12 protein-coding genes and 2 pseudogenes are annotated in these 19,169 nt (G+C 61.9%); 11 read left to right on the forward strand and 3 right to left on the reverse strand.

Annotated elements, in window-relative coordinates; genetic code table 11:
* Positions 1–56 precede the first annotated feature (56 nt).
* Entirely contained in the window at positions 57–1,655 is a 1,599-nt protein-coding gene (locus tag H156_RS0105160) for a PIG-L family deacetylase (RefSeq protein WP_017366211.1), read from the reverse strand.
* A gap of 627 nt (positions 1,656–2,282) precedes the next feature.
* Between H156_RS0105160 and H156_RS0105165 the strand changes: the two genes are divergently transcribed.
* The 11 genes and pseudogenes from H156_RS0105165 (at position 2,283) to H156_RS0105210 (ending at position 13,371) form a co-directional block, all read left to right on the forward strand.
* Complete coding sequence (locus H156_RS0105165; protein ID WP_017366210.1) at positions 2,283–3,662, forward strand: hypothetical protein; 1,380 nt, start codon at positions 2,283–2,285, stop codon at positions 3,660–3,662.
* A 320-nt stretch (positions 3,663–3,982) separates the two neighbouring features.
* Positions 3,983–5,185: an FG-GAP repeat domain-containing protein gene (locus tag H156_RS0105170; RefSeq protein ID WP_017366209.1), complete on the forward strand. Its 1,203-nt coding sequence runs from the start codon at positions 3,983–3,985 to the stop codon at positions 5,183–5,185.
* 18 nt (positions 5,186–5,203) lie between these two features.
* Positions 5,204–6,142, forward strand: a complete 939-nt coding sequence (locus tag H156_RS0105175) for a peptidylprolyl isomerase (RefSeq protein WP_036246109.1) — start codon at positions 5,204–5,206, stop codon at positions 6,140–6,142.
* 374 nt (positions 6,143–6,516) lie between these two features.
* Positions 6,517–6,957 carry a hypothetical protein gene (locus H156_RS0105180; RefSeq protein WP_154656666.1) on the forward strand — a complete coding sequence of 147 codons (441 nt, stop codon included), beginning with the start codon at positions 6,517–6,519 and terminating at the stop codon, positions 6,955–6,957.
* Between the two features lie 47 nt (positions 6,958–7,004).
* Positions 7,005–7,832, forward strand: a complete 828-nt coding sequence (locus tag H156_RS0105185; protein ID WP_238536904.1) for an ABC transporter permease — start codon at positions 7,005–7,007, stop codon at positions 7,830–7,832.
* Positions 7,829–8,329: pseudogene (locus H156_RS17770) on the forward strand (ABC transporter ATP-binding protein); the annotation flags it as partial. The gene H156_RS0105185 and the pseudogene H156_RS17770, both read left to right, overlap by 4 nt.
* A 279-nt stretch (positions 8,330–8,608) precedes the next feature.
* Positions 8,609–9,076 (forward strand): annotated as a pseudogene (locus H156_RS17775) (Wzt carbohydrate-binding domain-containing protein); the annotation flags it as partial.
* A gap of 306 nt (positions 9,077–9,382) precedes the next feature.
* On the forward strand, positions 9,383–10,492 hold the full coding sequence (locus tag H156_RS0105195) for a GNAT family N-acetyltransferase (protein WP_017366205.1): 1,110 nt from the start codon (positions 9,383–9,385) through the stop codon (positions 10,490–10,492).
* Positions 10,489–11,679 (forward strand): glycosyltransferase, encoded by a 1,191-nt coding sequence (locus tag H156_RS0105200; RefSeq protein ID WP_010961768.1) that lies wholly within the window; start codon positions 10,489–10,491, stop codon positions 11,677–11,679. Before H156_RS0105195 ends, H156_RS0105200 begins: the two co-directional genes overlap by 4 nt.
* Positions 11,672–12,490: a class I SAM-dependent methyltransferase gene (locus H156_RS0105205; protein WP_017366204.1), complete on the forward strand. Its 819-nt coding sequence runs from the start codon at positions 11,672–11,674 to the stop codon at positions 12,488–12,490. Before H156_RS0105200 ends, H156_RS0105205 begins: the two co-directional genes overlap by 8 nt.
* Positions 12,491–12,495: 5 nt before the next feature.
* Positions 12,496–13,371 (forward strand): hypothetical protein, encoded by an 876-nt coding sequence (locus tag H156_RS0105210; protein ID WP_154656667.1) that lies wholly within the window; start codon positions 12,496–12,498, stop codon positions 13,369–13,371.
* Between the two features lie 48 nt (positions 13,372–13,419).
* Here H156_RS0105210 and H156_RS0105215 read toward each other — a convergent pair whose 3' ends face one another.
* Together H156_RS0105215 and H156_RS15840 are read right to left on the reverse strand one after the other, a co-directional pair.
* Positions 13,420–14,889 (reverse strand): glycosyltransferase family 39 protein, encoded by a 1,470-nt coding sequence (locus tag H156_RS0105215; RefSeq protein WP_017366202.1) that lies wholly within the window; start codon positions 14,887–14,889, stop codon positions 13,420–13,422.
* A gap of 114 nt (positions 14,890–15,003) precedes the next feature.
* On the reverse strand, positions 15,004–18,957 hold the full coding sequence (locus tag H156_RS15840; protein WP_017366201.1) for an intein-containing adenosylcobalamin-dependent ribonucleoside-diphosphate reductase: 3,954 nt from the start codon (positions 18,955–18,957) through the stop codon (positions 15,004–15,006).
* Positions 18,958–19,169 lie beyond the last annotated feature (212 nt).

Here is a 19,169-nt window from a genome sequence, read left to right on the forward strand (position 1 = left end):
CATGAAAAAACGCGTACGAGCGGTGTGACGTGGTCAGTGATCGGATTGGCCGGAGCCTAAGTCCCTTTCCCGTCGTTGGTAATCATCGAATCCGACGAGAGTCGGGCCCAAATGCGATAGGCTGTACGGACCAAGGCATCGGTCAACCCGCGTGGCAGGGTTTCGTATATTCTACGTCCTGCCCGCTGAATCCGTCGGCGCAATGAGTCCCGCTCGTTCGGATGGGGCGTCCGAGCCAGAGAGGCGCCAGGGGGCAACGGCGTCGGGCTGGTCCATGGCGGGAGTCTGACGATGGTATGACGGCCCGCCTCGCCACCCGGGAGTCCGTGACCGTGACGGCATGCACGCGGATGAATGCTTGCCACGTGCTGCATCGCCTGGTCCCAGAAGTCGCCGTCTTCCGGAACATTCGCGTCGCCGTCGAAGCGGCATCGCAGTTCGGCCAGAGACCGATCAAACAGGACCGCGTGAAGTGGGAGGAAGGCTGGCTTCCCTGGTTTGCCGGTCCGGGGCGACCCATCGACGACGCCTCCCGAAAAAACCGTCATTCGCCTGTCGGCATGGGAGCAGAAACCGGTTCCCTGCTTGCGCGCGGCTTCCGCTACCAGTGAAGCGACGTCGCCGGGCTGAAAAACATCCTCCTCCCCGAGGAAGACCAAATAATCGCCCCCGGCATGCTCGAGTCCGACATCGGCGGCCCGGCCGCGTGACAGGGAAACGTCCGAAGGAATGAAGCGGAGCGGGAAGCGGCCGCACCAGCGGGGCAGCGGTGTATGTCCTTCGCCTTTGGCATCGATCACGACGGCTTCGATGCGAGGGTAAGTCTGCAGCGCGACCGAGTCGAGGGCTTCTTTCAGTCGCGGCCCGTCCATGCTGGGTATGATGACGGAGACCAGGGGTGTCGCGGCCGTGTCGCCGGTTTCACCGCGCACCGCCAGGCGGTCCTTTTGTGTCATCATGCGGGGGATACGGTTTCTCAGTTCCTCCGCGGCGAGGACGAGATAGCCCTCGGCCGCCCGGACGGTTCGAGGCAGCGTATAGGTGCGGAAGCGGTTGAGCGAGGCGATCTGCTCATCGTAGTCCTGCTGCGCCAACTGACTGGAGAAACAGGCGACGGCCGAGGCCTTGCGTTCCGCCAGATCGGTGATGTCGAGGAGGGCATTGGGCTGCAACGGCACGCCGACCTCGTACATCGCCAGCCGGAGCGGCCGGGTGCAGCGGCGTACCGCCTCCGTCGCCGCCAACGCCAGCACGCGGTGGTCGGGATGGACCTCCCACCAGGACGGCGCGTAGACGAGTTCCGCGGCATGGTCTTCCATTGCGGTGAGTATGCGTTGGATCAGCCGCTCCCCGTATTCCAGACCCCGGTCGGGCAGGTTCCAGAACTCCGGCGCGCCGTAGCCAAGGATGGCTGCGGCCTGGGTGCTCTCCCGTCGGCGTGTCTGGGCATAGTCACCGGATTCGGCGGGAGCGCCATAGGCGCCGTCGGTGACGATGACGACGCGAACCGGATCGCCGTTCGAGACATGGCGCATGATGGCGCCCCCGCAGCCGAACACTTCGTCGTCCGGGTGGGGAGCGAACACGATCGCCGGGCCGGGTCCGATGGAAGCAAGCGCCGTGTAGGGGATGAAGTCTGGTTCGTAGGACTGCATGAACGAACTGGGTGATTGGGAGGGGCGGCGGGCGCGGATCTGCGCCTTTCGTCCTTCGTCTGTGGTATGGCACATTCCCGTGGCAACTTGCCCGAAATGCTAGCACCTTAGGGCGGAGCGTTGAAATCGGGGGGAAGAGAGACTGTGAACATGTTTGTATTTCATGGTGTTGCGTGCCGCGCTGGAAGGAGGTCCTTGGTGCTGACTCGGGCGGGTGGGGCATGGTTTCGAGGTCGAGGGGGCGCGTGACGAGCAGTGCGCCCTGCGGCGTTCCACCGGGCTTATGGATGTGCCGGCGGGTGTCTGGCCGCGTTCTGCAAGGGGTGAGGCTGCCGGGTGCGGAAGCGCCGTCTCGCTTATCTCGTTTTTACAACAAAACAGTCATAGTTTAGCGACAAAAAAGCTTGACACTGTGCGCCACGCGGCTTAGCTTATCCCTCGCATGGAGCTGCGGGAATGCGTGGGCCCCTGTCGTGTTTGGCAAATAGCGGCGAAACGTTCATAATTCCCGGAGGGCGTCCTGGACGTCTGGCTTGGCCCTGGTCTCAAGCAGTTTTAGGGCAAAGGATTGGGGTGCTCCATTTCCTGGGTTAACTGTCGACTTCAAAGGGAGATCTTCTAATGAGTATGAACTTCAAAAAGACCGCTATCGCAGCGGGCATGTTCACGGCTCTGGCCGCGACGAGCATGTCGGCTCATGCGGTGCGCGAAACCGAAGCCGGTGAAGCGAACCTCGTACCGTTCGTTCTGTGGTCGAGCAGCGTATTCGACAACAATCCGACCATCTTCGGCATCAACACCGTGATCAAGCTCACCGTGCCGATGTCGGTCGGTAACGACGTGATCCCGAACTTCTATACCGCGATCCACACTTCGCCGACCAATGGCACCATCAACAAGCCGGGCAAGCAGAAGCCCGCGGATCCGGATCTGGTGCCCTCCAACACCGTTCACTGGTATTTCATGGACCAGACGAGCGTCCACCGCCTGAACGGCACCATCGACGTCACGCCGGAAGACGTGGCGGTGCTGGACTGGGGTGCGTTCGTTCGCAAGAACGGCAAGCAGGGTGAATTCGACGGCTTCCCCGGCTACATGGTGCTGGTGACCGAAGCCGGTGCCGGCGGTGACGACGCCGACTTCAGCTTCTTCGCGGAAGCCTGGATGTTCGCCGGCGTCCGCGCAGGCGCCAACCCGGATACCGGTGGTGTCATCGGCATCGTGGATGCCAAGATCCCGGTCATGCCGATGAGTGACGGTGCCGACAACGGCAGCAAGAAACCCACCGTCGAAAACAGCGTGATCGAGGCCGGTGTGAACCAGAGCGTCATCGCATCGCCGCTGGTCGCCGGCATCCGTACCAACTGGTCGGACGGCAACGGCAGTGACGTGACCGTGGTCGATCTGACCCTGGGCAACCGCAACGTGCCGATCGGCAACTTCAACCTGATCAATGCGTTGCAGGTTCCGACCTTGCTCGTCGTGTGGAACGACCGTAACGCAGGCGGTAAATGGAGCGGGCTGGGCGTCGACATCTACAACGACAAGGAAGAGAAGTGCTCGGACAGCATCGACCTTCCCTATCAGCTGAACCTGGTATGGGCGCAGACCGACGTGACTGCCGGCAAGAACGCGCAGTTTCCGGTTGCCTGGCCGGTGCCGAAATTCATCTACGGAAAGAATCCGTACACCGGCAAGCCGTTCGGTCTGGACAAGATCTTCTGCGTACCGCCGTACCAGGCGACCCCCGTCACCGATCCGGATGGCGCCATCGCTCTGGAACAGCTGCTTCAGGGTGGTTTCATGAAGCTGTATCTGCCCGAGCTGGTCGATACCGGCATCGGCGCGCCGGAATCGGCGGCAGTGGCCTGGTCGGTTCCTCTGCAGTACTTCGTGACTCTGGAGACCGATCCTGCGACCGGCGACTGGGTCCCGACGGACATCAGCCTGATTCCGTTCGAGACCGCGCTGGGCCACGATCGCGGCCTCTTCAGCCAGGCTCCGTAATCTAGCGGGGTTGTGGGGCCGGCCGGTGGAGCCGGCCTCAGCGGCCGAGAAAGCATACGGCGTGCGGCTTGCCGCACGCCGTTCTTTATTCTTCCCGGAAGAATGTCATCCGCCCGTGTCCGGGCTTTCCAGTTCGATTGAATCCATCGGTCGATCTTCGCTGCCAGTTGCTCGGAGTTCGGTTGCTCGAGTTCCTCGCAATGGGATCCGTCGCAGCCCTTCGGGCAGGCCGGGCTTCGTGCCGAAGGTTTTCCGATGGTCGGCACTGCGCGCCAGTGACGGTTGTTTCTCATTCACGAACCTAGGGTATTGTGGTTGCTATGTCCCGTATCATCTTGGCCTTGGTGGTCGCTCTGAGCGTATTCTTGTCGGGTGGCTGCGCCTCGAGAAAGGCGGCGTCGGTCGGCAGCGAGGATACGAGTTCGTTTCACCAGTCGCTGCCGTTCGCGGATTCGCCTTTCGACATTCTGGTTGACGACGTGGATGGCGATGGACGTCCCGACATCGCGCTCGTCTCCCATGGCGACAATTACGTCCAGATCTTTCTGCAACGGGAGGGGCGGGTGTTCCAGGCCGGCGAGCGCCAGTCATTGGTCGGATTTCATCCGGGCGACCTCCTGCGCCTATCCGGCGCCCGTCCGCGTTACCTGGTCGCGGCGGAAGGACAGAACAAGGTCCTCGTCCTGGAGCCGGGCCCCGGTGGCAGTCTCCGTCAGACCGGAGAGCTGAAGGTGCCCGTACCCCGTCACGTCGCATCGTTCCGCTGGCCGGGGTGGGGGGACGGCGTGGCACTCACCCCCTTCGGGCAGGATTTCCTGGTATTGTTGAAAAACTTCAATGCCGCCCGGATACAGGAGGCCGAGCAGGTCCAGGTCGCGCTCAGCGAAAAGCAGCACTCGATACGTCGGGCGGAGTGGGTGCGTCCAGTGGACGTCGATGGCGATGGTGTCGACGAGTTGCTGTTCGCCAGCAACACGACGCAGGAAGTATTGATGCTGGAATATCCCGGCCCCGAAGGGGCGATCAAGCCGAAGCTGGTCGCGAAATTCCGTTCGGGCGCGCCTTGGGACGTCCTGTCGGCGGATCTCAACGGCGACGGAGCGATCGACCTCTTGGTGCCCAACCAATCGAAGCCTTTCGTGATTCACGTGCTGCTGAACGACGGTCACGGGAACTTTCAGGAGACGGCGGCGTTGCCGTTTCCGACCGATATGGGGCTGAGACGGTTCGCCTGGAGCAAGGACAAGGACGGGTTCGGTTATCTGTTCGGTGTCGGGTACGGCGCCGTCACGCTTTATCGTTTTCCCGATCGCTGGGATGGAAAGGCGCCCGTGCCGATGCGCAGCGTGCCCGTCGGTTCCAGTGAAGGGAGCCAGGATATCGTCCTCGAGGATTTGGACGGCGACGGCTGGCTGGACGGCGTCGTCGGGCGGGGCAAGGGTCCCCCGGGCGCGTGGATCGTCTACGGACCCTTGTGGGAGCATTTCGAAGAACTTTCCGCCGCGCGGTTTGTGTTGAACTGAGTCGAAGGAGCAAACAAGGTGAAAATTGCATTGGGTGTATTGGTGGCCGGGTTGGGACTGGGTGCGGCGTCGTACGCCGGCGCAGCCGCAAAACCGGCGCCGGCGGCGAAGGAGGACAAGGCCGCCGCGGAACAGGGCGCTCCCGTCAAACCCCAGCGGGTCGTGATGTTCAAGACCAATGGGGTGGAGGTGACCGTTCAGGACTATGTGAACTTCCTTCAGCGGAACCAGGCCTACGTCCAGAAGTCGATGACGGACGAAGGCAAGGCGGAAGTGATCCGCGAGATCATCGGCAATCAGCTGCTCAAGGATGACATCATCAAGAAAGGGCTGGCGAAGAAGGATGCCACGGCCGCCGAGCTGGGGGAGGCGTTCCAGAAGCTCGCCAAGGAGCATTTCCCGCTGCCGCCGGTGCCGGAAGAAGACGCGGTTTACAAATATTATCTCGATCACCAGAACGACTACGGGATTCCGGAGATGGTCCGGATCAGCCAGATCCAGTTCCGGGTTCCGGACAATGCGACCGCCGAGCAGAAGGCCGCCGCACGCCAGCGGGCCGAGGCCGCCTTGCGGAGGCTGGAGGCGGGCGAGCCTTTCCCGAAGGTGGCGGGAGAGCTGACTGAAAATCCTTCGGCCAAACCGCCGCAGGGCGATATCGGTTTTCTGCCGCGCGAGGGTGATCCCTGGCTGACCGAGGCCGTGCGTAATTTGAAGGTTGGCGAACACACCAAAGTGATCGAGTCGCCGGCCGGTTACGAAATCCTGATGCTGACGGATGTGCGTAAGGCTCTGATCACGCCGTATGTCAATGTCCGGGACAAGGTGATTCAACGCATGCGGGGCGCCGAGCAGGCCAGGTTGCGGGATGCCTACATTAGGGATCTTGCCAAGCACGCCAAGATCGAAATCGTTCAAGAGGAGCTGAAGCCTTTGTTCCCGAAGGGTGTGTTCCCCTGATCGGGTCCGGAAAACGGGCCCATTTCTGGGGTTGGAGGACGGAGCCGGTGGCCGGCGGGCTCTTGTTCCGCATGTTCGGTTCGCTCCCGGCGGTTGCGCATGCTCGGTGCCTGCAGGGTGTGGCTCGGGGGAGATGTCGTGTGGAGCGCGGTTGCTCGCCAATCGTGCGTCACTCTAACCGTCTCTCGCGCTTGCGGGAGACGCGCAGGCGGGCGCGTTTCGCCGGTTCGTGTCGAATCGGCGGCAAAGCGGGTTCGTGTATTCGTCCGGGAGCGGTCGCGCAGGATGGCCCGGTATGAACCGACCGGCGTGCGGCGGTCCGTATGGGGCATTACTTTCCCGGTAGTCGGTAATCTTCGTTGAGAGGCATGGTGATGGTGCGTAGATGGGTCGTATGGACGGCTGGCGTATGGCTGGCGGTCGTGACGTCGGTGGGTGTCGCAGCCGGGGCGGAAGGAGAGGCTGCGCTTCGCGAAAGGGTGAAAGCGTATTGGGATGCGCGTAAGATCAATGACTTGCAGACATTGTATTCGATGGAGACGGCAACCGTGGAAGGGAGGCTGAGACCCGACCAGATGTCGCGGACCCAGTTTTCGACGCTACGAATCGTCGGTTACAGCATCACGGATGTGAGGATCACCGGAGACAAGGCGGAAATCAAGCTGGATACGGAAGTGATGCATCCGGCCATGCAGGGCAAAGCGCTGGTGGGGCCTTCGATCGTCGATTATTGGACATATGTGGACGGCAATTGGTATCACGGCGAACGGTCCAAATCCGCCAAGGGTGGGGCTTCGCCGTCCCCCCGTCCTTGAGGTGGTTCCAGGTCACGGCTTTCGGCTTGAGGTGCCTTGCGGACACCATGTCGGGCGTAGCGCCGATTCAGAGGTTTTCCCGCTTCGGGGCCATGACCTGGGCGGGTCTGCTCGGCCCTTTTCGCGTGCTTGCACGGGAGCGGCAGTTATTGGGTCTGCTGGTGCGGCGGGACATCATTGGCCGTACCCGGGGGACGGTATTGGGCTGGGTATGGATGCTCGCCCAGCCGGCGTTGCAGGTCGTGGCGTTTTGGTTTCTGCTGGATTTCGTCCTCCGGCTCAGGGTGCCGGGTAAAGTCGCGTTCATCGACTATTTTCTTACCGCCATGTTGCCCTGGCTGTTCATCAGCGACACGTTGAATCGCTGTCTGTCCGTTCTCACGGAATTCAGCAGCCTTTACAAGCGCACGGTTTTTCCGCTGAAGGTGCTTCCGTTGCTGCCCGGATTGTCGGGTTGTCTGGTCTACACCCCGATCTACGCGGCAACGATGGGACTGCTGGCAGGGCCTGGTGCGGCGGTCCAGGCCGTTTTGCTGATGACGGGACTGCTCGTCTTGCTGATGCCAGCCTGCTATCTTCTCGCCGTGCTCGGCTGTTTCGTGAAGGACTTGCGCCAAGCATTCCCCTTTACGCTCAATATGTTGCTGTATCTGACACCCATCCTGTATCTTCCGGAAATGCTGCCGCAGGAATTCCGGGAACTGCTGGTGGTCAATCCGCTGGCGGACGTGATGGCGGTGTTCGAGTCCTGGATACACGGTCTGCCGGTGACCGCCGGAAACTTCATCCGGCCCTTGCTGCTTTGGCTGCTGTCGCTCGGGCCTGCCTGGGTGTTGTTCCATCGCGGCGAGCCCCACATACGCGAGGCGGTATGACGGCCATTCTCCTCCACAACGTGGCCAAGAGCTATCGCTCCTACGACCATCCGTGGGAGACGTTGTGGGAGGTTTTCACGAAGACTCGATGCCATCGCGAATGGACGGCGCTGCATCCCCTGAGTCTGGAGATCGCCCATGGCGAAGTCGTCGGTATCGTAGGGACGAACGGTGCCGGCAAGAGTACTCTGCTCAAACTGATCGCCGGGACCTTGACGCCGTCCGCGGGAGATATCCGCGTGAACGGGCATGTGGCGGCGCTGCTGGAACTGGGGGCGGGATTCCACCCGGACATGACCGGCCGCGAGAACGTCTATCTGGGCGCCTCCGTCATGGGGTTGTCCAGTGAACGGGTCGATCGACTGTACGACGGGATCGTCGAGTTTGCCGGACTGGGCGAATTCATGGATCAGCCCGTGAAGACTTACTCTTCCGGCATGTATATGCGTCTGGCGTTCGCGGTGGCAACGGCCGCCGATCCGGACGTTCTGATTCTCGATGAGGCGCTTTCGGTGGGTGACGGGGCGTTTGCGCGGAAGTCGTTCGAACGGATCATCGGCTACAAGGATGCCGGCAAGACGATCCTGTTCTGCTCCCATTCCCTGTATCAGGTGGAGGCCATCTGCAGCCGGGTGTTGTGGCTGGATCATGGCCGGCTCGTCATGGACGGAGAACCTGCGCGGGTGGTCAGTGCTTACGCCGAGTTTCTGGGCGGGGGGGGCGAGGGATGCGGAACGCCGGATCAGCCGGCGCCGGCTGCGGTGGCGGGAAGTGGTGTGGGTCGGCTCACCAAAGTCGAAGTGGAGGCGGATGGCGTCGAGGGCCGGAAACTCACGGTGCGGAGTGGCCAGACGGATTTGACGGTTGCTGTCGGGTTCGCGTCGGACCCGGCCCTGCCACCCCCCAGCGTTGGGTTGACCATCACGGGATCCAACGGCTGGGCCGTGACCAGTGCTTCGACGTCCAATGATGGTCTGACGATCAGTCGTCGCCCGGATGGGAGCGGAGAGGTCGAGCTCTCGTTTCCCCGTTTTCCCCTGCTGAAAGGTGCCTATTGGGTGAACGTTTTCCTGCTGTGCGAACAGGGCATCCACCTTTACGATCGCATCGAACACGCCGCGGAATTGGAGGTGGTGCAGGACGGCTTGGAACAGGGGGTGGTCAGCCTTCCCCGGCGATGGTCGGTGAATGGCGCTCCCGCCTCCGCAGTCTCGCCGACGGTACCGACCGTCGCTGCCCGGTAGTACCCAGACTCCGCGCGTTCCCGGTTGGGTTCACCAGCGGCCATGTGTATGTTCCGGGAAGAGTCTTCGTCCCAGGCCGGTTCCGTTTGGTGGGTCGGGCAGGCGCCGCGGCGGCAACGTGCGCGTAGGGCTGGCGTCCGGCATTTCTCTCCCGCGGAATTTTTTGAATGTGCGCCCACCTCATCGGAACCGGAAAGGGATGATCGCCCTTCGTGTCTTTGGATCGACCTGCAGGGGTGGAGTGCTCCGCCCCTGAAGGTCCTCTCGCACGCGCACTCGCTGTTACGGAAGGGCGGCTCACTGATCTTGGAACTCGGTGCCGAAAAGGACGGCAGTCCTGCGCGATGTCGTGAAAAGGCCCGTTACCTGCAGGCGCTGGCTGCGCATTCCGGGTTCTCCGGTCATGTCGCCCTCCCGCGCGGTGACGGGCCGGCGCAAACCGTCCTGGCGAAGACGACGGCGGCACGTTGGCGGCTGAGTGAATCCACGCCCGAAGACCTGCCGGGATGCCTGTCGCTGTTCAAAGAGGCTTTCGCAGCCGAGATGAGTCCCGAGTTATGGCAATGGAAGTACGGCGAAGGCCGGGGCCGGGCCGTCGTCGCCCGCAGGAACGGGCACATCGTCGCACATTATGGGGCGACGTCCCGTCGCATTGCCATCAACGGTCGAATCGTCGAGGGATTGCAGGTATGCGATGTGATGGTGGTCCCGGGGGAGCGGGGGCTGATGACGAAAAAGGGAGTATTTTTCGAGGTCGCCAGCGCGTTCCTGGAGACCCATTTCGGCTATTACGACGAGCACGAGCTGGCCTTCGGTTTTCCGAATCACCGCGCCATGCGGGTTGCCGAGCGGCTGGGGCTCTATGGCGAAGTCGGCCGGATTTCGGAAGTGCGCTGGACGCCGTACCCGAGCTTCCGGGTCAGATACGCGGCCACCCTGAGCGACGTTGCCGAACTCGATGACGGTCTGCTTGCGAGGCTATGGGGCCAGATGGCCGCGGATCTTCCGGACGCGGTGCTCGTGCTCCGGGATCCCGCCTATGTCCGATACCGCTACCAGCACCACCCCGTGCATCGCTACGAGGCTCTCGTGGTGCGTGACCGCTTGACCGGGCGTCCCCAGGGGGTGGCGATACTTCGGTGCGACAACAATGAATGCAAGCTCATGGATATGCTGGCACCGCTGAACAGCATTCCCCTGCTGGTTGATGCCGCCAGGACCGCCGCCGCCCGTCGCTCGTTGTCCGTGGTCACCGCCTGGATATCCTCCTCCTATGCCCGGTGCCTGGTTCACGGCGGAGGCGTGGCCACCGATACTGATATCCGAATTCCGACCAACGTCTGGACCGACGGCCGCAGCGTCGAACGCCTGCAGGATCGCTGGTGGCTGATGATGGGCGACACGGATTTCTTATGAGCTCCCGCGTGCCGGCGGGGAAGCCCCGGTTGCTGGTGATATTGCCGGCCGATGTGATCGGCGGGGCCGAGACCGTCGTTTTCAATCTACTGGCGGGGTTGCGGGGATTCGACTGCGTTTTGCTGACCCAATCCGCCATCGCGGACTTTTATCGCGGATGCGACATCCGGCTCTACCTGTTCGACGACTGGCGGTGCGGCCAGCCTTACCGGTTGTCGGTCGGCAACGGCCTGCGCTATGCCTGGGCGATCCGATCGGTCGTGCGGCGCGAAAGGCCCAACCTGGTGCTTTCGATCATGCATAACGGCACGTTTTTCGCCTCATTGGCGAAAAGGCTGTTTTTTTCTCGTATTCCCTTGGCGGGCACCATTCTGGGCAGCCTCACCGGCTATTTCACCCGTGTCGGCAGGAAGCCGACACTGCTGGAACGTTGGGTCATTCACTGTTGCCTGACTCTGCCAGACCGCGTGATCGTCCCCTCGTACGGTGTGTTCGAAGACCTGGTAGACACGTTTGGAGCGCAGCCTGGCAGGCTCAAGGTCATCTACAACGGTATCGACGTCTGCGGCGTCCGGCGCAAAGCCGAACAGCCGATCGAGTTGACCAAGGACCGAAGCTGGATCGTTTCCGCCAGCCGGTTCAGCAGCCAAAAGGACTTTCCCACGCTCCTCGCGGCATTCAAGGATGTTCTGGCCCGTCGTCCCGCCAGGCTCGTTCTGGTGGGAGACGGCGAACTTCGCCAGGACATCGAGAGAATCGCCTCCGACCTTGGAATCAGGGAGCATGTCGTTATGGTGGGATTCCGGGAGAATCCCTTTCCCTACATGGCACAAGCTGATATTTTCGTTCTTTCCTCGTTCTTCGAAGGCTTCGGCAATGTGATCGTCGAAGCCATGGCCTTGGGAGTCCCGGTAGTGGCGAGCGATTGTCCGTCGGGGCCAGCGGAGATCATCAGCGACGGGGAAAATGGGTTCCTTGTGCCGGTAGGGGATGCCCGCGCACTTGCGGATCGCTGTGTCACCCTGCTGTCCGACGATGAGCGCCGTTCCGCCATGGTGCGTTCCGGGCTCGACAGGGCGGACTACTTCAGTGTCGGTGCCATGCTGACGGCGTTTGACGGTTGTCTGAACGAAATGCTGACTGGCGCCGTTTTTGATGAATCGCGAGGATCCAACCCCGATGGATGAGCTGGTGATCAAAGCGGCGAATGGCCGCTTTCATGTCGACGAGCGGCAGCGGCCGGACAGCCTGCTCATCGACGAGATCATTCTCCAGGAACTGGTGGCTTTTCTCGAACGATACTTCGAAAGGGGCGGCAGCGGCAGGCTTTTGGACGCGGGGGCGGGATCCCGGCCTTATCTGCCGGTTTACAAGGAGTTTTTCGCGTCCGTCGTGAGCATAGACATACCCGGATCTCCTCACGGCATCGCAGGTCTGGATGTCGCGGGGACTCTGCACCGACTCCCTTTCGGCGACGGAGCGTTCGACTGCATTCTCTGCACGGAGGTATTCGAGCATCTCCATGATCCTTTTCTTGCGATGAAGGAATGCAGTCGGGTTTTGAAGCATGGTGGCAGAATGTTCATGAGCACGCCATTCTTCAACCCCCTGCACGAGATTCCTCATGATTATTATCGTTTTACGCCATTCGCGATAAGGCACATCGCGGCTTGCTCAGGGTTGCGTGTCGTAGCCATCGGCCAGAAGGGTGGCGAGGGTGCTTTTGCCTTGATGTACGTGACCTATCTGTGGCTGAGGCTCTGGCTGAAACTGTCGGAACGGCTTGGAAATGCGTCACCTTTTCTGGGCTCACTACTGAGCCGTCTGACCATCGTCCTGCCACAAAGACTCTACCTCGGGCTATGGAAAAGGCGCGACGGGCAAGGTGACGCCGTGGTTTGTGATGAGGTTTCCGTGGGAAAATTCAGTCCTATCACTCTTGGCTACACCGCGGTTCTGGAGAAAAACGTCGCTCCAGTTGTCGCCGAAATGGAATGACTCCGATGCCCATTCATGCGTTGACAAGAATCGTCGCTGTTTTCATCACCGTACTGATCGCCAGCCGGACGAGCGGTATCCTTTGGTCTTCCCTCTTCTGGAGCATCGCGTTCGTCCATTATGGGCTCGCGCTTTATTACTCGAGGCATCGAATTCTTGCCGTCGCAAAGGATTCCAGTTCTCTCGTTCCCGCGCTGATCGTCCTGTCCGGCGGTGCGGCATTGTATGTGAGTCAATTTTCCCTTTTGTTGTATTTCGGGGTGCATCACGTATTCAATGAAGTTTATCTTCTGGATCGGAAATTGCCGGCGAAGGAAGCCGAGAGACGTCGCGGTTTACGAGTCGCAGCCATCTTTCTCAACGCTGCGATTTACGCTGTCCTTTTGCGTCATTATTCCGAGTTGGCTTGGATCGGGCCGGAATTTTTGTTCGTCGTTCTACTGTTTTTCTACGCTCTGTTTTTCTATCGGCTCGGCCAACTGCGTCCTGTGTTGGGCGTAAGGGGCATGATCGATGGTAGTATTTTTGAGGTGTTCGGTCTGTTGCTGGTTCTGTCTTCCTTCTTCGTCAGGTTTGATCTTAATCATATAGTCCTGTACCACTTCATCTTCTGGTCACTATATCCGATAGAAAAGTTCAAGAGGCTGGGAGACGGGGCTTTGTGGCGCTACGCCGCCATCTCGCTAGTGATGGTCGTCGTGTTCATGCTGTTTTCGCCGGCTGGCATCGCTGGTGGCGCCGTTTCCGAGAGTTTCTACTATCAGCAGTTCATTTTCTGGTCTTACGCGCACATTACCTTGTCGTTCGTCCTTTCCGATGCGCATCCCGCATGGATCACCCGATGGTTCCGTTCCGGCCGCAGGCAGTGGGCCGTCCCGTAATACCAGTTCGGGGCATGAGAGCTTTCCGCTTCGACCAGGAAGGCACGGTCATTCCCTGGGCGAGAATCGGGCCCCCGGAAGGCCGGGGATGACGATGTCCTGGATTGCACCGTTTGGGTTTCCGCGTGGCCCCAGTTCGGACTGCCCAGCGGATATGACCAATTCCGGGTCATGGTAGGAGAGTATTACGGAATCACAGACGAGGCGGTTGGATAGGGGTCGGTTGATCGCCTTGGCATAATGAACCAGATTATAAGGCTTGACGAGATAAGGTCCTTCCGTGAGGCGGAGCGGAAGGTTCCGGATACGCAGGGTGGCGTCAGGATTCTTCCATGCAGCGTCCAGGACGCCGAGTACCGCGCCGTGAGCGGTTTCGTAGGCAAAACGCCACATCGCCGCCTGTTCCGATGTGCTGAGCGCGGCGGTGGACAGCAGAATGAAAGTGCCGATGGTACCGAGGTGGGCGGCGATCCGGAGCCGGCCTACGCTGAAGACCGGCTGTCGAAGACTGGCTTCCATTCCAACCGAGATCGCAATGATGAGGAAAATCGCCGGCGCATATAGAAAACGGGTGTCGGCGGTCGCCGCGGGAGTGAGGGCTGTCCAGATGACGGGAGACAAGGTCAGACAAAACAGGAGCAGGGTGTTGACCGTGAATCGGGGGCGACGGTAAAGCGCGACAGCCAGGAACGTGATCAATGTTCCGGCGTATACGACACCGAGCCGGGAGAGAGGGGCCGGCATTTTCAGTGACAGGTCCGAGAAGGTCGTCGCATAGGAGGCGAGATGCGAGGCGATGTCCGAGTTCCGCACCAGGGTCAGCACGTTGCCGTAAGGGCTATGGAACGCTCCCACCAGCGCGGAGCGAATGGCAAGATAGCCGGCGGACGGGATGAGAAAGGCGGAGATCAGACCCGCCGTCCGGGCCACCGGCGCTTTTTTCCGTTGCCATAGGATCAATGACAGAAGCACCGAAACAAAAGCGATGGCGTTCTCTTTCGAGAACAGGGCGCCCGTGTAGGACAGGACCGCGCCCATCGCGTGCCTCGTTTTCCCGGAATCCAGATATCGCAGCAGCATCCAGATACTCAACAGCGTCGACAATGCCGAGAGCAGGTCGAACTGGCTGCTGAACCAGAAAAAAGTTTCAGTCGCGAACGGCGACAACAGGAAGAACGTCGCCGCGAAAAATGCGCCAATGTGGAAATCGAGCCTGCGTAATATGGCATACAGAAGTGTTGCGTTCAGGCCATGCATCAGTAGCGAAACGAGGATGTACCCATAAGGGCGGCTCCAGCCGAAGCCGGTCGCCTCGAGTTTTACCACCAAGAGGGTCAGCGGGCGGAAGAATCCGGTGAAAGAGGTGTGGAGAATATGCGTGACGGAGTTGCCATCGGCGACGTCGATGAGAGCCGTATCGTCGTAGATGAAGAAATAGCTTGATCCGATCAGGTATGCCAGTCCGGCATAGAGGGCGCCCGTGCCCATCGCGAAGAGGAGAGGCCAGCGGGCGAACATGCGCGTCACGAAATGGGTGATTCGACCTGATGTTGCCGATGGCTGATTCATTGCTGAAATACACGGGAAGTGGTGAAAGCGCGCGGCATCAAATGTCGTCCGGCAACCGTCCCGTCAGCCGCACCCTCCCAGCGCCCCGCAGGCCGTGCAGAAATCGCAGCCGTCCCGGCGTATCACCGCGTCGTTGCCGCATTCTGGGCAGCGGGCGCCTTTCAGGACGGGCGGTCTGGCCTCCCCCGTCTCCGGGCCGGCGCTTTCATAGTCCATCAGCCCCATGTCCTGCAGCGGCCGTCCTTGTTCGTCCAGGAGCCCGAGCATGGCGTAGCGGTGGATCGCCAGTTGAGCCATGTAGGCGACGGTCGAAGGATAGTTCCGCTGGCGACCGGTCCCGGGCATCCGGGCCAGGAAATCGCCGCGCGGCTCCGGGAAGTCCAGGAGCTGGCGTAGTTTGGCGCCGATCCAGGCGGGGTCGATGACGCGCATGTCGAAGGACAGGCTCTTGCACAGGCCGTCGAGGACTCTGGGGTATTCGCCGGACAGCCACATCGAGTAAGGCCGCCGCTGGCCGTTGGGAAGCACCAGTTCCTTGAGGCCCATGACGAAGTCGTCACCGGTGGCGACGTTGAGGATGTCGACGGTCCAGGACAGCGTACCGTCGGGACCGGTCTTGGGTTCTTTGGGTGACATCAGGGCGTCCACCACGGGGGTGTCGGCGAGCGTGTCGAAGGCTCCGAGTTCCGCGCAGCGGTAGTAGATCAGCCGGGCGAAGCCAGCCACCAGGCTGGGGACGCGGACGGGCCGTCCGCTGGGGGGAAAGGGCAGGTCGAATCCGTCGTCGCCGTGCGCCTTCATCAGGCTTTCGAGTTTGGTTTTGAGCCAGCCGCGGTCGTTCGAGCGCATGTCCATCGACAGGGATTTGGCGAGGGCGCCGAGGCCGCGCGGCTGCTCCGCGCCGGTGACCCAGACTTCGAATGGATGGTTGCCGTGGTCCTCGATATGGCCGATGAACACGGCGAACGATCCCAGCGGGTGGTCGATCAGATAGCTCCAGGCGGGATTGCCGGCAGCGGGCCGGGGTCGGCGGCGCCAGCGCAAGGAGGCCAAGGCGGGCGTGGGGACTTCGTCCAGGCGGAGCCTGCGGTCGGGGTCGGATTCGTCGAATTCCGGGCGCGAGATTCCGGTGGTCGGTGTGGCTTCCAGGACGGCCCCGGTGACCGGGTTCGGGCGGTAAGTGGCGAGTCCCTTGAGTCCGGCTTTCCATGCTTCGAGATAGAGGTGCTGGAAGTCGGCGTAAGGGTATTCGGCAGGGACGTTGACGGTTTTGGAGATGGAAGCATCCACGAAAGGCTGGACCGCCGCGAGCATGCGCATGTGATCGAGCGCGGAGATGTCCAGCGCGGTGACGAAAGCCGGTGGCAGCGGGCGGTCACCCGCCGTTGCCCGGTACAGCCGGTAGGCGTGGTCTTCGACCGGGAATTCGCGGGTGGAGCCGTCGGGTTCGCGTTTTTTGCGGAGGTAGGTCCAGGCGTAAGGGGGCTCGATGCCGTTACTGGTGTTGTCGGCGAATGCCAGTGAGATGGTGCCGGTCGGAGCGATGCTGAGCAAGTGGCTGTTGCGAATGCCCGATTCCCGGATGCGGGCCCGCAGCGGTTCGGGCAGACCGGCGACGAAGGGCGATGCGAGGTAGGGTTCGGCCTCGAACAGCGGGAACGCGCCTTTCTCCCGCGCCAGTGCGGTCGAGGCGAGGTAGGCGGCATCGCGCAGCCGCCGGGCGATGCCGGCCGCCATGTCGCGGGCTGCGGCGCTGTCGTAGCGCAGGCCCAGCATGGCGAGCGCATCCCCCAGGCCGGTGAAGCCCAGACCTATGCGGCGTTTGGCTTGCGCCTCTTGCCGTTGTTGCGCCAGCGGCCAGTAGGTCGTATCCAGGACGTTGTCCAGCATGCGCACGGCGATGGTGGCGACTTCGGCGAGGCGCTCGGCCTCGAACGCCGCCTCCGGTGTGAAGGGTCGGCTGACGAAGCGGGTCAGGTCCAGACTGCCCAGGCAGCAGCAGCCGTAGGCGGGCAGGGGTTGCTCGGCGCAGTTGTGCACGTACAGACCGTTGGCGTCGAAGGCATGCACGTCAGCCACGGTGACGTCGTAGACCGCTTCCATGCCATCGTCTTCCAGTGACTGCACGGTGGCGATGAAACGTTCCGCATGCCGCGTGTGTCGGTATCGCTGCAGCAAGGCGGTCAGCCGGTCCATCTTGTCACTGTCCGCAAATCCGATCCGTTCGGCATAACGTACGACGTTCTCGCCACTGATGATGAGTTCGTGTGCCGCCTGGCAGGAATGTCCCTTCGCACCGCCTTCGCCGTCCGGCAGCACCTTCGTTCCGCCGGGACGGCGATTCTGATGGATCGTGGAGGCCACGCCGAGGCGTAGAAGCATGCGTTGCACGGTTTGCAGGTTGCCGAGGTCGGTCTGCGGCAGGCGGATGCTGACGCCGTTTTGATGCGAACCCTGCACCGAGCCGTCGGCATCGAACATGCCGCGCAGCAAGCCGCGATGGAAGGCGGACGATGTGGTTTCCAGCGGGGCTGTGAGTCGCTTGTCGCCGGGCGTCAGTCCCAGTTCCAGCGCCAGCGTATGCAGGGCGCCGGTCGCCATGCGGTATTCACCGCGTCCCTCCATGGTCGTTTGCCAACCGTTGAAATCGGTACGGTGCGGCAATGTGCGTGCGGCCAGTTCCGCTGCGCGCATGACACCGGCGACGCCGGCGGAGGGGACGCTCCCGCCGCCGTTGGCGACCTTCGATGCGGCCGCATCCCAGACGCTCAAAATGGCTTTGTCCCGTGTGAGCGTGCCGCCGCCGATCAGCAATCCGATCAGGTAGCCTTCCGCTTCGGTGTGCGCGCCATCCCAAGAGGACAGGGCGCGGTGGTCGTGCAGCACGATTTTGTCATGGGGGCGGAGCTCTCCGGCCTTCACCCATTCCGTTTCGCGCAGCTGGCGAGTCATCCTGGAAACCCGCAGCACGGGGTGGTTGGCGGTCAGGCGGAGGGTATGCCCTTCAGCGGTACTCAAGCGCAGCACCGGTTTTTCGCCCGTGAAGAAGAAGCCCCGCGATTCGGTCGGATGGCATTCGCCGTCGACGACGGCCTCGAAAGGCCGATCGATGAGGTCGCGCACCTGCCGTGCACCGCTGGCTGTCATCACCCAGGTGTCGGCCGTGACGCAGGGATTGGTGGCTTCGATGCGTTCGCAATAGCTCAGGTTGTTTTCCCGGTTCATCCGGTCGATGAACAGCACACCGGGTTCGGCATGGTCGTAGGTCGAGCGCATGATGAGTTCCCACAGTTCCCGCGCCGGAACGCTGCGGTAGACCCACAGCCCATCTTCGCGCAGGTAGGCACCCTCGCACTGCTGTTCGGGGGAGGGCTCGGCGCGGTGCGTCAGTTCCCATGGCCCGTCGGTTTCCACGGCTCGCATGAAGTCTTCATTCAGCGCAACCGAGAGGTTGAAGTTGGTCAGTTCCCCCGGCCGGTCCTTGGCCCGGACGAACTCGAAGATGTCCGGGTGCTCGCAGCGCAGGATCCCCATCTGCGCACCGCGGCGGGAACCGGCGGATTCCACCGTCTCGCAGGAGCGGTCAAAAACACGCATGTAGGACACCGGTCCGGAAGCCCGCGATTCGGTGGTGTGGACACGCGCTCCTTTGGGACGGATGGCCGAGAAATCGTAGCCTACGCCGCCGCCTCGCCGCATGGTTTCGGCGGCTTCCGCCAGGGCGGTGTAGATGCCTGGTTTGCCGTCGGCTTCTTCCGATACCGAATCACCCACCGGCTGGACGAAGCAGTTGATGAGGGTGGCCTGCATGCCGGTGCCGGCGGCGGACATGATCCGACCGGCGGGGATGAACCCCGATTCGAGCGCCGAGAAGAACAGCGGGCGCCATTCGTCCGGCGATTTTTCGGCGGCGGCGAGGGCGTCCGCCACCCGCGCAAAGATTTCCTCGGCGCAGGTCTCGCCGTGTCTGGCATATTTCTCTCGCAAGACTTCCAGGGAAATGGCTTGGGGTTCCACGAAAAAACTCCGGATTACGGCGGAATCCCGGCATGGTAAGCGTGGCGGTTCGGCGCGGCAATGCGGGCGGGCCGCGATCAGGAAACACAACGAATCTCCCAAGGAACGCGACAAGTCTCGAGGAATGGTGCACCATATCGGTGCACATGGTTGCGCATCGCGTGCACGTTGCGAGACTCAACGCCATGCGGGGCGCGAAAAGGCCGGCCCCG

Origin of the sequence: Methylococcus capsulatus str. Texas = ATCC 19069 (assembly GCF_000424685.1) — a bacterium.
In the GTDB taxonomy this organism is placed as follows: Bacteria; Pseudomonadota; Gammaproteobacteria; order Methylococcales; family Methylococcaceae; genus Methylococcus; species Methylococcus capsulatus.

What these genes read in the sequence shown, in the direction of transcription:
- H156_RS0105210 (WP_154656667.1), top strand. Translation starts at nt 12,496, where the DNA reads ATGCCCATTCATGCGTTGACAAGAATCGTCGCTGTTTTCATCACCGTA.
- H156_RS0105160 (WP_017366211.1), bottom strand. Translation starts at nt 1,655, where the DNA reads ATGCAGTCCTACGAACCAGACTTCATCCCCTACACGGCGCTTGCTTCC.
- H156_RS0105165 (WP_017366210.1), top strand. Translation starts at nt 2,283, where the DNA reads ATGAACTTCAAAAAGACCGCTATCGCAGCGGGCATGTTCACGGCTCTG.
- H156_RS0105170 (WP_017366209.1), top strand. Translation starts at nt 3,983, where the DNA reads ATGTCCCGTATCATCTTGGCCTTGGTGGTCGCTCTGAGCGTATTCTTG.
- H156_RS0105200 (WP_010961768.1), top strand. Translation starts at nt 10,489, where the DNA reads ATGAGCTCCCGCGTGCCGGCGGGGAAGCCCCGGTTGCTGGTGATATTG.
- H156_RS0105180 (WP_154656666.1), top strand. Translation starts at nt 6,517, where the DNA reads ATGGTGCGTAGATGGGTCGTATGGACGGCTGGCGTATGGCTGGCGGTC.
- H156_RS0105185 (WP_238536904.1), top strand. Translation starts at nt 7,005, where the DNA reads ATGTCGGGCGTAGCGCCGATTCAGAGGTTTTCCCGCTTCGGGGCCATG.
- H156_RS0105205 (WP_017366204.1), top strand. Translation starts at nt 11,672, where the DNA reads ATGGATGAGCTGGTGATCAAAGCGGCGAATGGCCGCTTTCATGTCGAC.
- H156_RS0105215 (WP_017366202.1), bottom strand. Translation starts at nt 14,889, where the DNA reads ATGTTCGCCCGCTGGCCTCTCCTCTTCGCGATGGGCACGGGCGCCCTC.